At 35.4% G+C, this 15,023-nt stretch carries 9 protein-coding genes, 2 pseudogenes and 1 riboswitch; of the genes and pseudogenes, 3 read left to right on the forward strand and 8 right to left on the reverse strand.

The window, feature by feature from the left end:
• Nucleotides 1–4: 4 nt before the first annotated feature.
• Nucleotides 5–313, reverse strand: a complete 309-nt coding sequence (locus AC1M36_RS07820) for a hypothetical protein (protein WP_336452485.1) — start codon at nt 311–313, stop codon at nt 5–7.
• A gap of 193 nt (nt 314–506) precedes the next feature.
• Between AC1M36_RS07820 and AC1M36_RS07825 the strand changes: the two genes are divergently transcribed.
• Both AC1M36_RS07825 and AC1M36_RS07830 read left to right on the forward strand, forming a co-directional pair.
• A complete protein-coding gene (locus AC1M36_RS07825; RefSeq protein ID WP_336452486.1) occupies nt 507–1,091 on the forward strand; it encodes a hypothetical protein in 585 nt (194 codons plus the stop codon).
• Nucleotides 1,092–1,367: 276 nt separating this feature from the next.
• Nucleotides 1,368–1,490: riboswitch (glycine riboswitch) on the forward strand.
• Between the two features lie 106 nt (nt 1,491–1,596).
• Entirely contained in the window at nt 1,597–2,964 is a 1,368-nt protein-coding gene (locus AC1M36_RS07830) for an alanine/glycine:cation symporter family protein (RefSeq protein ID WP_479845718.1), read from the forward strand.
• A 161-nt stretch (nt 2,965–3,125) separates the two neighbouring features.
• On the opposite strand, the gene AC1M36_RS07835 is transcribed toward AC1M36_RS07830, so the two are convergent.
• The 5 genes and pseudogenes from AC1M36_RS07835 to AC1M36_RS07855 form a co-directional block, all read right to left on the reverse strand.
• Nucleotides 3,126–3,650: a DinB family protein gene (locus tag AC1M36_RS07835; protein WP_336452488.1), complete on the reverse strand. Its 525-nt coding sequence runs from the start codon at nt 3,648–3,650 to the stop codon at nt 3,126–3,128.
• Nucleotides 3,651–3,696: 46 nt separating this feature from the next.
• On the reverse strand, nt 3,697–4,461 hold the full coding sequence (locus AC1M36_RS07840) for a DUF3891 family protein (protein WP_336452489.1): 765 nt from the start codon (nt 4,459–4,461) through the stop codon (nt 3,697–3,699).
• A 212-nt stretch (nt 4,462–4,673) separates the two neighbouring features.
• A complete protein-coding gene (locus AC1M36_RS07845; RefSeq protein WP_431612851.1) occupies nt 4,674–4,847 on the reverse strand; it encodes a helix-turn-helix domain-containing protein in 174 nt (57 codons plus the stop codon).
• Nucleotides 4,830–5,018 (reverse strand): annotated as a pseudogene (locus tag AC1M36_RS07850) (recombinase family protein); the annotation flags it as partial. The pseudogene AC1M36_RS07850 and the gene AC1M36_RS07845, both read right to left, overlap by 18 nt.
• A 31-nt stretch (nt 5,019–5,049) precedes the next feature.
• Nucleotides 5,050–5,235 (reverse strand): annotated as a pseudogene (locus AC1M36_RS07855) (hypothetical protein); the annotation flags it as partial.
• Nucleotides 5,236–5,440: 205 nt separating this feature from the next.
• Here AC1M36_RS07855 and AC1M36_RS07860 point away from each other — a divergent pair.
• Nucleotides 5,441–6,397 (forward strand): alpha/beta hydrolase, encoded by a 957-nt coding sequence (locus AC1M36_RS07860; protein ID WP_336452490.1) that lies wholly within the window; start codon nt 5,441–5,443, stop codon nt 6,395–6,397.
• A gap of 112 nt (nt 6,398–6,509) precedes the next feature.
• Here AC1M36_RS07860 and AC1M36_RS07865 read toward each other — a convergent pair whose 3' ends face one another.
• Together AC1M36_RS07865 and AC1M36_RS07870 are read right to left on the reverse strand one after the other, a co-directional pair.
• Nucleotides 6,510–7,964, reverse strand: coding sequence for a pyridoxal phosphate-dependent decarboxylase family protein (locus AC1M36_RS07865; protein ID WP_479845719.1), 1,455 nt, complete (start codon nt 7,962–7,964; stop codon nt 6,510–6,512).
• Nucleotides 7,965–8,019: 55 nt separating this feature from the next.
• Nucleotides 8,020–15,009, reverse strand: coding sequence for an amino acid adenylation domain-containing protein (locus AC1M36_RS07870; RefSeq protein WP_479845720.1), 6,990 nt, complete (start codon nt 15,007–15,009; stop codon nt 8,020–8,022).
• Nucleotides 15,010–15,023 lie beyond the last annotated feature (14 nt).

Below are 15,023 nucleotides of genomic sequence, written 5' to 3' on the forward strand. Positions count from 1 at the left end.
GAATCTATTTTTCAAATAAATAGTACGTATTTTCCCCTGGATAATGTAATACAATCACCTTCCTATCTCCTTTTTGAAATACTACAGTATGTCCATCTTCTCCAAGGTTCTCCCATCCCTTTACTTTTGAAATAGGCATTAGACTTATGTATTGATAATCTGCTTGATTGTCATCTTCAATATGAATAGCTGACATAGGAACTGGAAAATCTTTAATCTTTGATTCTTTCGTCATGAATATTAGCGCGAATAGCCCTCCTAAAACTCCTATCATAATAATATTAGAGTATATTTTCCGTCTTTTTTTCTCCATCGAAAATTCCATCCTTATATATTATTAAAAGTAGTATCATTTAATATTTTACTAATTCTTACTGTATAATCCTATTATTATTTATTTCTCCAACTCCTTCCTTTTTTCGACAAAATACAACAATTTTCAACTATGTAACTTGTTATTATAGATTGGTACATCTTATGTTTTGTATATTAGGAGGAAATACCAAATGAAAAAATCGTTCTATAAAAAATGGTGGTTTTGGCTTTTTAGCATACTGATTATCACAAGCATTGGGATCATTGTTTTCTTGAACTACACGAAAGAAACAAAAATAAAAACTACAAAAGAACCTATCGATAAAAAAATCTATCAACAAGAATTAAAATCCCAAATCGATTTTCTTACTACAGAATACGATAATATTGTCGAGCAAGAATGGCTCCCGGCATGGACTGAGCTAAATTCAAACCCAAATCATATAAATACAGTTGAATCACTAGATAAAATGAACAATATAGCGAATCATTACAAAGAGCTAGCTACCAAAATGGATGCTTTTCAAGCTGAAAACAATATGAATGATCCTAATTTAAAAAAGAAGATGAATAGCTTTAGAAAAGAATTTATTGCTGCTTCAAATTATATGGGAAACGCTGCTTTATCTGTTATACAAAGTTATAACGATGGTACACCGTTAGACGACAGTATACATAACGCAAAGGAATCTTTAGGACTTGCTGATCAACATATTGTAATTGCGTTATCCACTTTAAATGAAATGGAAGAAATATTAAGAATTACAAAGAAATAACCCATTATTTTATTCCTTTCATTTTAAGTAGTAAAATAAAAAATCTTTTCTTTAAAATTATTTTCCAATAAAAAATAATTGCAATTCATTTATAAGGAGCCTATAATGTTGTTTATTGATTATGTATAAACTATTTCATATCAATATAATTAAGCTTTTAATCACATAATTCGGATGAACCATTCAGGAGAAGATCACTTGATCTACCGACGGGGCAAAAAGTTGATGATTCAGCTTTGAAACTCTCAGGTCTTGGTTACAAGTAGAACTGCATGGGGACGAATCTCTGGAGAGACTCCCTCTCGCCTATCATATAGTGCAGAGGAAACAGAGCACCGAAGGAGCAAATCCGCTTATACTAGCGGATAATCTCTCAGGTAAAAGGACAGAGACAAGCGAAAGAAAACGCCGATTTGCATCGGTTTATTTTTCTATTCCTTGTTTCTCCAGAGACCATTTCATTTATGTGAAGTGGTTTTTTATTTTTTCTAAAAGGAGAATAAAGATGGAGACAGTAAGTAAAGTATTAGAACAAATCAATCACTACGTATGGGGATTACCAACCTTATTCCTTCTAGTCTGGACTGGAATCATTCTCACAGTGCGTCTAAAAGGTTTACAGTTTAGTAAACTATTATACGCTCACAAACTAGCATTTCGAAAATCAGAAGACACATCTTCTGCAGGAGATATCAGTCATTTCCAAGCGCTAATGACAGCAATGGCCGCGACCATTGGTATGGGAAATATAGCTGGTGTCGCAACAGCTGTTACAATCGGTGGCCCAGGGGCAATATTTTGGATGTGGATTACTGCCTTGTTTGGTATGGCAACGAAATATGCAGAAGCAATCCTCGCAGTAAAGTATCGTGTAAGTAATGAAAACGGCGAATTTTCTGGGGGGCCAATGTATTACTTAGAACGTGGTTTAGGGAAAAAATGGCTCGCTATTTTATTTGCTATTTTTGGAACAACAGCTTCTTTTGGAATCGGAAATATGGTCCAATCGAATTCCGTTGCAGAGGCCATGAGAATAAACTTTTCGTTTCCCCCTGCTTTAACTGGTATATTAATGGCTTTCTTAATTGCGATTGTTATTTTAGGTGGGGTGAAAAAAATCGGGAAAGTCACTGGATTTTTCGTTCCACTTAAAGCTTTCTTTTATGTAATTTCTGGTCTCATTATTATTTTTTATCACTTTGATCAAGTTCCAGAAGCATTTTCACTTATTTTTTCTGGTGCATTTCAAGGCACTGCAGCTGCTGGTGGTTTTATTGGTGCAACGGTTGCTTCCGCTATTCAAATCGGGATGGCACGCGGAGTGTTTGCCAATGAAGCTGGATTAGGAAGCGCCCCAATTGCTGCAGCTGCTGCAAAAACAGATTCACCAGCTAAACAAGCGCTTGTGTCAATGACAGGAACTTTCCTCGATACATTTATTGTTTGTACAATTACTGGTTTAGTATTAATTACAACAGGTGCCTGGAAATCTGGAAAAACTGGTGTTGAAGCAACAACACTTGCTTTCCAATCAGTATTTGGTAATACTGGTAGCATGATTCTCGGTATTGCAATCATATTATTTGCCTACTCCACTATTTTAGGATGGTCTTATTATGGTGAAAAATGTGTAGCTTATTTATTCGGACAAGGTGCTGTGCAATACTATAAAGCTATCTTCATTGTAATGATTGCAATCGGCGCCAACTTAAAACTCGGAATCGTATGGACATTTGCTGATATCGCAAACGGACTTATGGCCATTCCAAACTTAATTGGTTTAATTGGATTAAGTGGTGTTGTGGTAGCAGAAACAAATCGATTTTTACAAGTAGAGAAATTAAAAAACTCAAATAAAAAAATTGCAAGTTAATCAAATTTATAAGCAAAGGGTATCCCATACAGAAATGAGGTGCCCTTTGCTTGTATCATTCTTATATAATTTCTTTATACATATACTTCCTTCTATTCTTAATGCGTTTAAATACTAAACTTCCATTTTCTCAGTTAGATTTCTTGTTTTTACAAATACTTTTATGTACACGATGAATCTTTTTGTTTTTCATGTAAATATAATACAAAGTCCGTCATAGTAGATGGATAACCTAGCTGCCTCAACATAGCTGTTATATTTCCTCTATGATATATTCCATGATTGATAACATGCTGCACTAATTCGGAAACAGATGTTTCCAATTTTCCAGCGTATGGATTATCAAGTATAACTACTTCATTGATATCTTTTTGTTTATCCAAAAACACTTTATATTGCTGCGTTACATTGTGGAACATATTTTCCAATTCATTCATTGTTTTAGTTTCTACTTGTTCTTGTAGGTGTTCTCCTATTTGTATCGCTTCAGTCATACTTTTGCCACTTAAAACATTTAGCCATACACAATCAACCACATAAATATGAATCAGTGCCTTTGCGATGGAAGGAAATACGCTTTGAACTTCTTGATTATAAACATCCTTTGGAAGCTCCTTGAGTCGTTCAAATATTCTTTTATTTGCCCATATATGGTAATCAAATTGTTTTATTATGCAATGTGTCATACCAGATCCCCTTCTCTTCCCTTAATTTTTTATGTAAACCTACATATTACCGTACAAAATGTAATTCTTGTCTTTGAAATTCGGCTTCCGCATCCGCTTTAACAATACCAATTTCCTCTATTCTCTTTTTTTGTATAGATTTATATCTTACATGTGTCTTACATTCTGATTCAAAGAGAAACGGCGTAATTCGGATCTTTTCTTTATCTATCCACTCAGCGGTTAACGGTTTATTTGTAACAGCGTTAAAAATTTCAGTGCCTTCAAATCCTTCTTTAAATAAATCAATTTCTTCTTTTTTCGTTACACCAGGTTCATTCATACAAGCATATAAAGATAACTCATCACAAAACTTCAAAAGTTTATAATGCTTATCAAACATGGCGTGCCGCTCTTTTGTTAACGTTTTCAAAAATTTCTTTTGGCGATCTAATTCCTGCTTATAGAAATTCACCATTTCCTTATCTTCTTGATTAAGAGGAAATGATATAAAATGTTTACTACACAATATAGCACCATAAGGGTTTTCATTTTCAATCTCATTAAGTCCTAACGTATAAAAAACAAACCTTAATGAACTTGGACAATCCATAAACGTATATGGTATACCTTTTACGTCATTCCAAATTGGCGTTTTATCTAAGCCAATCCATCCTCTATCATGTTCATAAATCGCATCAATACACCCTTTTAAATATGTTTTGTCTTCAAATACATCTTTTCTAAAGTTTTTTGCAAATTCTCCCGCCAAAAAACCATGGTCATGCTGTCGAATTAAGATGATTTCGTCTGGATTTGTACGAATAATCATAATTTATCTTTAGTAAGGGGGTGTCTCATATGGACAAAACCCTTACTAAATCTATCCCCCTTTCGTATTATACGTTTTTAATCGTCTAATACGTTATTTGTTGATTTAGAAGAATGTTTGATTAAAAGGCCCAGTACCAGCGTTGCTGTAACCAGGAGCCAAATAACAAATAATGATATATTATTTCTACTCTGTTCCAGTCATATGTCTTACTATTTATCTTTTTGTTGTATCTTACGATACAGTGTCATACGAGATATACCAGCTTTTTCTGCTGCATCTGTACGATTCATTCCTTGATCTATAAGATATAAGGCATAGTTCACTTTTTCCTCATCAGTTTTTGGTCTTCTAGGATGTTTCCCGCGCTTTTTTGCATCTATGATTACTTCTTTTGTTCGTTCAGAGGTTAAATCCCTTTCAAATTGAGAAATTCCTGCAAAAATAGTAAAGAGCTTTTTTCCATGTGCCGTAGTTGTAATAAGTTTTAAACCAAATGTTTCTTGTAATATATCAAGCACACCACGTGAAATAAATTCAGAGGCCTTTGGACCGATACCCTGTTAACATAATATTTGTACTGTTCTCTTATATTAATGCCTGCGCATGAGCATTTCCTTGAATTATATGCCAAAATTCTTTTAAGGAATACAAACATGTTAATCCTTTCCGAGCATGAATTCGAACAGGTACCCCTTGCAATGTATCATGAAAATAAAACGGATCATCAATTGCTTCAATTGGAAAACCAAGTGTAAATAAATACAGCGACATAAAACCACTTTGGTCTTAAATCACCTTCTTGTATAATTATTTGCATGAAACTTTCTCCTAAAAGAAGATTTATTTTTTGAATATTCTGTTGACTATTATAACATATCCACTTTACAATTTAATTGTGATGATTTTATCACAATTAAACTACTTAGAATGAATCCACTTTACATATTTAAAAACAATTAAAAATAGAGGTGTTAAAATGAAGAACCGAGTAAATGCAGATTTATTACCAGGTTTAGAAATGTTTCCTGATCTCGATTTACGCCCAGAGAACTTGCAAACAATCAGAGAAGGAATATCGCAAATGAGACCACCTACGGTTGTTGATGAATCCCTTTCATTAACAGATGAAGTCATTGTTGGACCTGACGCTAATCCATTACCATTAAGAATTTATCGTCCAAAATTAAATAATGGATCCTTACCTGTCCTGTTATGGATACATGGTGGTGGTTATATCTTAGGGTCTATAGATGATAATGATGATACTTGTATGAGGTTTGCAAAAGAAGCTGGCTGTGTGGTCGTGTCTGTAGACTACCGTTTAGCTCCAGAGCATCCTTATCCAGCACCAATTGAGGATTGTTATGCAGCATTAAAATGGATTGCTGATAACGCAGAGGCATTAAACATTGATTCGAATCGAATTGGTGTTGCAGGAGCGAGCGCTGGCGGTGGACTAACAGCAGCATTGACATTATTAGCTCGCGATCGAAAATATCCTTCTATTTGTTTTCAAATGCCACTCTATCCAATGATTGATGACCGAAATAATACACCTTCTACGAATGAAATTAAAGAAGGATTTGTTTGGAATCAAAAGACAAATGAAGCTGGATGGAAAATGTATTTAGGAGAAATATATGGAACGGATAATATTCCTGCCTATGCAGCCCCTGCTCGAGCAGAGGATTATAGTAATTTGCCATACACCTACACATTTGTTGGTCAATTAGATCCATTCCGCAGCGAAACATTGACCTATGTAACCAAACTTGCGCAAGCTGGTGTTGATGTCGAATTTCATTTATATCCTAGGGCCTATCACTGGTTCGAAGGATTAAATCCAAATGCCGACGTATCTATTTACGCTGTGAATGAAATGATACAAGCAGTAAAGACTGGTTTCGAAAGAGTAGCTAAGGTAGAGGCTTAATCTCTTTACATATTCTATTATCTTAACAACAAACACACTCTCTTATTAAAAAGAGAGTGTGTTTGTTGTTGTACATTTCTTTAGTGTTTTCATTCCGTTTTATGTAAGAATATTAAAGTTGCGGAATTGAAATAAGATGTTTAGACGATATGTTTATTTCCTCTGCAAGTGCTTTGATTTTCATCATAATTTGAAGCATTTCTTCTGTTGTCGTCCTTGGGTTGATGGAACAAAGTCGAATTACCACTTTTCCTTTCAATTTGGTCGTACTTAGCATAGCGAATCCTCTATGATTAATTTCTTCCACCAGTTTTTTGTTTAGTTCATTAATTTTATCTATAGATGCTAGTCCACAAGGGGTATAGCGAAAAGTAACAATTCCTAATTGGGCAGATGTTACCACTTCCCAATCTTTTTCTTTCCTTAAAAACTCTTCAACTTGTTCAGTCAACATAATGCCATGATCAATTGCCTTTCGAAAAGCTGCGACTCCAAACACTTTAAAAGAAAGCCATACCTTTAACGCCCTAAATCTACGAGATAGTTCAATTCCACGTTCTCCAAAATTAACTTTTTCTTCTATATTAGTTTCCGTATCCTTAATATACTCCGGAATCATACGGAATGTTTCACTTAAGTATTGGCTGTTTCTAATGAGTACACAGCCCACATCATAAGGCTGAAAAAGCCATTTGTGAGGGTCCAGTGTTAAGGAATCGACTCGATGAATTCCTTGAAGTAAAACACTTCCTTTTTCACTGATAATTGCTGGAGCGCCATAGGCCCCATCCGCATGTAGCCATACATCTTCTTCATTACACAGATCAGCCAATTCATTGAGGGAGTCAACCGCTCCACAATTAGTTGTCCCTGCATTAGCAACAACACAGAATGGGTTTTTCCCTTTTAGTCGATCTTCTTTTATTTGCTTTTTTAAAGTACTAACTGAAATTCGTAAATATTCATCTGTTTCAATTCGGCAAATTTGATGATGTTTGAACCCTAATACTTTAAGTGCCCGATCCACAGAAAAATGAGTTTGGTCGGAAAAATACACAACCGCATTTTCTATATCGTTATTAAGCGTGACCTGTCTCGCTACAGTAAGCGCAGTCAAATTAGCCATGGAACCCCCACTTACAAATAGCCCTTCAGCCGAATCAGGAAATCCTAACATTGATTTTAACCAGTTGATTGTCGTTAATTCGATTTGCTCAGCACCTGCGCCTACAATCCAAGCTGTGGGAAATACATTAAACCCACTTGTTAAAAAATCTGCTACTACTCCTACATAATTATTAGGACCCGGCACAAAAGCCATAAAATGCGGATGATCCACATGGGTAATCTGATTAAACACATTGCTATTAAGAAAATGAAGGAGCTCTTTCGGATTGGATCCGTTTTCTGGAATTGATTCAGTTAGCTTGTCTCTAAAAATATCACCATCAATCGTTTCAGATACTGGTTTACTTTTTAAATGATTCATATGGTCAACAATTAAATCAACCGCTTGATATCCTAACTGACGCATCTCTTCGGCTGATAATTGCAGGTTTTTGGTCATTTGGTTCACTCCTATTCCATTTAAAAAGGCGAGTTCTTGCTCGCCTTTTCATTTTTTATAATTTGTAATCACCGATTGTCTGTGTTGGATTTTGAAGGATCCTGTTGATTAACTGATGGATATGATTCAATATTTCCTGTATTTTCTCCGCTTCATATACAGTTTGATCATATCCAAATTTTATTGTAAGTTTCTCTTCAGGGAAGCACATAATTCCATACTTTACATGCGGCTCATCAACAACTTGGTAATCTGTGATGGCAAAATTTCTATTCTCATTTGAAGAATAGATTTCTGGGTTCGTTGGATAGTTTTCAAAAACCCAAAGATGGTCGGTTAACTGATTGATCAACTCACTTTGTTTTTGTATCTCAACAAATGAATAGTATGCATACTCATTACATTTCAATGTTTCTAGTTGTACTTTTTGCAAGAAGTCCACAAAAGATTGTGTTTCTGTCCATGCTAGCCGGATAGGCAAAACATTTGTGAACAGACCAAACATATTTTCAATCCCTTCTACTTCGGGAGGTCTGACTGATACTAGATTAGGTAATACTACTTCTTTCATTCCGTTGTATTTGCCAAGCAATATTCCCCATACAGCTAGTAATGCCGAATTCACAGTTATATTGTTTTTGGTTACAAATGTCTGTAACTGATTAGTCAAATCCCTATCTAACGTTAAATCCATAAATGTGAAATTTAACCCTTCACTTTGAGTTGGTACTTTCTTCTTAGGAATACTGATTTTTCGATTGTATCCTGATAAATAATCCCGCCAAAAATGACGTGCTTTCTCATGGTCTTGTGCTAAAGTCCAGTCTATGAATGTTTGAAAAGGTTTTACCGTAGGTAACTCTACTGTAGTTCCCGCATTTATTGTTTCATAGAGTTGGAATAATTCGTCTAACAAAATGCTGACGCTCCAACCATCGCACAATAGATGATGGGAACTCCAAACTACCTTATACTCGTCATTCCCTAGTAGAAATATACAGAGACGGGTCATGAGTTCATCATTTTTGAATCCTCGAATTAAATTTTCATTCATCCACTGATCTATGAATTCCTGTTGTTCTTGTTTTGCCATCTCAATCAAGCTTTTTACCTCTGAAATTATTTGAACATCATGTAGCACAGCTTGCCAAGGTTGTTCTTGTTCATCTTGCACGATGATTGTTCTTAGAGAATCGTGACGATCAACTAATTGTTGAAAACACTGAATAAAGAGATCTACATCTAATTGCCCCTCAAGCGTCCAAATTGTTTGTTCGAAATAAGCATTGGTATCAGGCTCAGCTACAGCATATTCATAAATAACTTGTTGGAAAGGTGCCAATGGGTAAATTCGTTCTATTTTTAAATCTGGCATTTTTTCTTTTATTTTGTTAAGTGTATGTTGATTTAGTGATGTAACTTTATTTTCTTTCTTTTTGTTTATATCGTCTGTTTGTGAACTTGAAAAATGGTCTAGCTTTTTAACAAAATGAACCATGTCTCCTAATATAGGAAACGAAAATAGATTTTTTGGCTCTAACTCAAATCCTTGTCTATACAGTCTGACAGAAACTTGAATCGCTTTTATCGAATCTCCACCTAAGGCAAAGAAATGATCATTTACTCCGATTTGATCTACTTTGAGTACCTCTTGCCATACACTAGTCAATATTTTTTCCATTTCAGTTTTTGGAGCAATAAACACATCATTTTTTTGTTTCTCTGGAGCAGGAAGCCCTTTTCGATCTAATTTCCCATTAGGAGTTAAGGGTAGTCGTTCTAGATAAACAAAATAAGAAGGTATCATGTACTCTGGCAAGCGGTCTCGCAAATGCTGTCGTAGTTCTGTTGTGCTTATATTTTGCTCAGTTACCACATATGCAACTAAAAATTTCATCCCATTCTCATCTGCCTGATCAATTACTACAGCTTGTTCGACTTGTTTGTAAGTGAGAAGACAATGGACAATTTCTTCTAATTCCACACGATATCCTTGAATTTTGACTTGATAATCTTGGCGGCCTAAAAATTCAATATACCCCTCGGGATGCATTCTGCCACAGTCTCCCGTCTTGTAAATGAGACCAAGCTCCGGATGTGACACAAATACTTCGTTCGTTTTTTGTTCATCATTTAAATATCCTTTAGCAAGACCCACTCCCCCAATATATAAATCACCAATTACACTAACAGGGCACATTTTCTTTTCATAGTTCAACACATAATACGTTTGGTTTGCCAAAGGCATCCCATATGGAATACTGTTCCAATGTGATGCCACCTGTTTGACTGGATAATAAATTGACCAAATTGATGCTTCTGTTGCTCCTCCCAGTGAAATTACTTCCGCAATCGGGAAATGTCGTTTTATTTTTTCTGGTAAAGAGAGTGGAATCCAATCCCCACTATGTAAAACTAAACGTAAAGAAGAATTTTTAAAATGAGTACCTACTTGATCCAATGCCAAATCCATGATTGCAGGTACTGTATTCCAAATTGTAATTCCTCTGCGTTCGACCGTACGGATTAGTTCTTGCATGTCTCTCGGATCACGAATCATTACCAACATTGCACCCGTGCTTAACGTTCCAAAAATATCGTATACAGACAGGTCAAAGCACATAGAAGAGATACCAATAATACGATCTTCTTCATTTACCTGGTATTTTTCATTGATATCTTGAATGGTATTTGCAACCGCTTGGTGAGTAATGATTACTCCTTTTGGCTTTCCAGTACTTCCTGAAGTATAGATAATATAGGCAAGATCTTCCGGATTAGCAATAGTAGGTAGGTCTTCATTTGTATATAATGACAAATGTTTCTCTTCATAAAGACTAGGTTCTAATAAAAGTTTGCATGCGCTATTTTCTAAGATATATGTTTGTCGATCTAGTGGATGATCAGGATCGATGGGTACGTAAGCAGCACCTGCTTTTAAAATCCCCATCATATTAGCAATCGTATCAACTCGCCTCTGTGCCAAAAGGCCAACTTTGTCCCCTAAACCAACCCCTTGTTCTTGCAAGTAGTGCGCAACTTGATTGGAGCGCTTATGAAGCTCTGAGTAAGTTAACCATTCTTGCTCAAAGACTACTGCTACTTCATCCGGTGTACGCTTTACTTGGTCTGTGAATAATTGATACAGAGTAGTAGAAGGTATTTTTTCTGTTGTCTGATTGTATTGCTCAATTAAAGTTTGATCCGATTCTTTCATTTGCAAATAGGTTACGTCACTTTGTTTCACCAATTGTTCCAACAAGTCGACAAATTGGGAAAACATTGCTTCTATCACATCAGCATCAAACAATTCTTCTACATAGTTCCAGCTAATTAATAACTCTCCATTTTTTTCAATTACCACATTATCCAAATACACTTGTGGAGTCCGAGCGTGAATATGGCGAAGAGAACCAAGCTGTTCCCAAGCAAAAGCACCCACACCTGCTAGCATCGAGGTGAAAACAATTGGCATAACTGCTTTTGGCGTCATTTGGTGATATCGAGTAAAATCTCGAATAAAGTTAACTCCATCGTAATGCCGATGTTCAAGGCCATCTAATAAAGTAGATTGAGTTTGTTTTACTCTAGTAAAGAAAGATTGCTCTGGATTCACATCAACATCCAATAAAATGAGTGAAGTAAAATCTCCCACAATCTGCTCTACTTCTTCATGAACAGGATAACGATTAAATACAGTCAAATTAATTGCCAATCGACGTTGATTACTCCAATATGCCAACACATCACCATATATCGTACAAAGTAGAGCGGAAGGAGTTACTTCTTTCTCTTGTGCTAACTTTCGTAACTTTGTCCATTTTTCATTGTCCAGGATCTTAGTAAGTGATTGGAATGTAGGAGTAGCAATCTCTACCGGATCCTTTTTTAACAGCAAAGAAGGAGCAAACGGAAAGTCAGGAAGCTTACTTGTCCAATAATCTTTTGCTGTTTTATATTCTTTGCTTTGTTCCATTTCATCATAGATAAACATGTAATCTTGAAAATCAAAAGAAAGAGAATCCAAACTTTGATCTGGTTTGTAATAATAATGAAACAAATCATGTCCAACGATGTTCATGCTTGCCCCGTCCATCAATAAAGCATCATATCGAAAACATAACAAATAAGTGTCTTCTTTTAAAAGAAAGGCTTTCAATTCAAACAAAGGCCATTGCCCCAAAGGAAATACATGGTTAGTCATTCGAGAACGTTCTTCTTGCAAGCGAACACTTTGTTTCCTATCATCTAAACCAATGAGACTTTCTATTTCAATCTGATAATTAGGAACGTTTTGTAAAATTTGTTGTTTTCCCTCTGGCAAGATTACAGCTCGTAACATTGGATGACGATGAATTACTTTTTGAAAACTTTGCGAAAGACGATTGATATCCAATTTTGTTTCATATTCAAAATACGTTTGAGGTGAAATACCGCTTAATTCAAACTGTGAATTCCGTCCTAACATGTAGGCTGTCTGAACTTCCGTTAAGGGAAATGGCTTGGACAAATCTTTAACACGAGTTGGCATATTATCTAAGCATTCTTCTTTATGCTCCACCTCTACATAAGAACTTAGTTGAGCAATCGTGGGATGTTTGAAAAAATCCGTTGTACTTACTTTCAAATGGTCTTTTCTTAATAAATTGATAATCTGTAGTGCTTTAATCGATTCTCCTCTTAAAGTAAAAAAGTTATCATGAATACCGATCCGCTCGATTTCCATCACTTTTCCCCATGCTTGTACCAATTTCTCTTCAATTTCATTTCGTGGGGCAACGTATGGAATAGATACGTAATCTATTTGAGTTACATCCAATAACCTTTTTCGATCTACTTTCCCATTTGGATTCAATGGAATCTCTTCTACCTGAATTATTTTTTCAGGAATCATAAACTCAGGTAATTTATTGCTTAAATATTTTCTGAGCTCTTCAAAAGGGACCTTATTATCCGATACATAGTAAGCGGCTAATAATTTCCTGTTTCCATATACCTGATCAACAACAATAGCTTGGCTTATCTTTGGATATTTCCTTAACTGAGCTTCGATTTCCCTTAATTCAATCCGATACCCCCGAATTTTCACTTGATGATCCATTCGACCGAGATATTCAAATTCTCCATTAGGCAACCAACGAACGAAATCACCCGTATGATACATCATTTCTCCTGCTACAAAAGGATTCAGGACAAATTTTTCATCTGTCAGTTTAGATTTACCAAGATACCCCCGGGCTACTGCCACGCCAGCAATACAGAGCTCGCCCGGTATTCCAAAAGGTTTCAATTGACCATACTTATTCAATATATAGGAACGATAATTGGGATTAGGTTTTCCAATCGTCACTTCTTTGGCCGTGCTCAAATCTTTTACTGCTGCACAAATGGTTGTTTCTGTGGGACCATAGATATTTAAAACTTTCGCTTCACTGATGCTTCTAATTTTTTCAACTAAATCAATTGAAAATGCTTCTCCTGCTAACAAAATGGACTTTAAATCTTGTAGAAAATCTGCCCCTTCTGGATCACTCAAAATCACTTCCATTCTTGATGGGGTTGATTCCCATAAATCCACCTTATGTTCTTTAACCAAATGAGCCAATTCTTTTGTTGCAAACTGGTCCTCTGTAACTATGACTACTTTCGAACCTTGAGTTAAAGGAAGACATATTTCTAACAAAGAAATATCAAAAGAAACACTAGCAAGAAACAAGAACGACTGATTATCTTTTACTTTTTCTCTCATAACGCTTAAAAAATGGACAAGAGATTTCTGTTCCACCATTACGCCTTTTGGATTTCCTGTTGATCCTGATGTGTAAATAACATAAGCCAAATCATTAGGATCACTTTCTCGAACTAAATTGCTTTCTTCACCTTGGAAGAGATGTTCCTCATCAAGATACAGCACTTCACCAGCAAATTGTGGAAATTCTACCTCTGTTCGCTTGCTCAGCAAACATTTGGCTTGACTATCTTGTAACATATATTCAATTCGTTCACTTGGATAGTGAGGATCGATTGGTAAATATGCTGCTCCTGCTTTTAAAATCCCCATCATGCCAATGATCATTTCCAATGAACGATCTACCATAACTCCAATAATGCTTTCTTTCGATGCACCTTTACTTTGGAGAATAGAAGCCAATTGATTTGCTTTCTTATTTAATTCTCTATATGTCAAAGATTGATCATTACAAATAACAGCAATTTGATCTGGGGTTTTCAACACTTGCTCCTCAAACAAATCCTGAAATGTTTGAGACAAGTCTATGCCTGTCTGAACTTGATTAAACCCTCCTAGCAACTCTTTGTCTTCTTCCGAAATAATACAGATATCTTTCACAGCCAGATTCGGATTTTTTAACACTTGCTTTAAAACATAAAGATAAGATTTGGCAAACTGTTGCAACGAAGAAAGAGAATGAGACTTGAAAGAAATTTGAAATTCAAATTCATTATGTATTTCATTCCATTTTCTTCGTATCCAGATAGCTAAATTATTCTCTGAGCATTCTTCTATCAAACTTTTATTATGTAATCTTTCCATCCCAAAAACGATTTGAAAAGGAGTTGAATGGTGTTTCGCTAATAATTCAGGGAGCGGATAACTCTGATTGTCATACCCGAATAAAGTCGTTTGTTCAACTTGATCTACCACTTTCTTAAAGGATTGATGCGGATAGATTTCACTTCCTATAGGAAGCAAATCATTACGATTCTTCCTCTGTTCATCATTTTTTTCAATTACAGGAACCCCAATTGTAATCTTTTCTTGATCTGTATAATGTGCCAAGCAAACCCTTAATGCGGCCTGTAACCAGCTAAATAAAAGTATATCCTGAGACTTACTTACTTTTTGTATAATTTGACTAAGCTCTGAATCCATAATGACTTGAATATGGTCGCATGGATTATCTTTATTAAATTGATAACCGCTATTAAATAAAGAAAAATCGAGAACCTCGGAAGATAATTGCTCCTTCCAAAATGCTTCTACCACTTTATTCTCATGAATCGAACTTCGATCTTTAATGTGCATTTTTATCTTTAGCC

It is taken from the genome of Bacillus sp. Medicinal_06 (assembly GCF_056711665.1).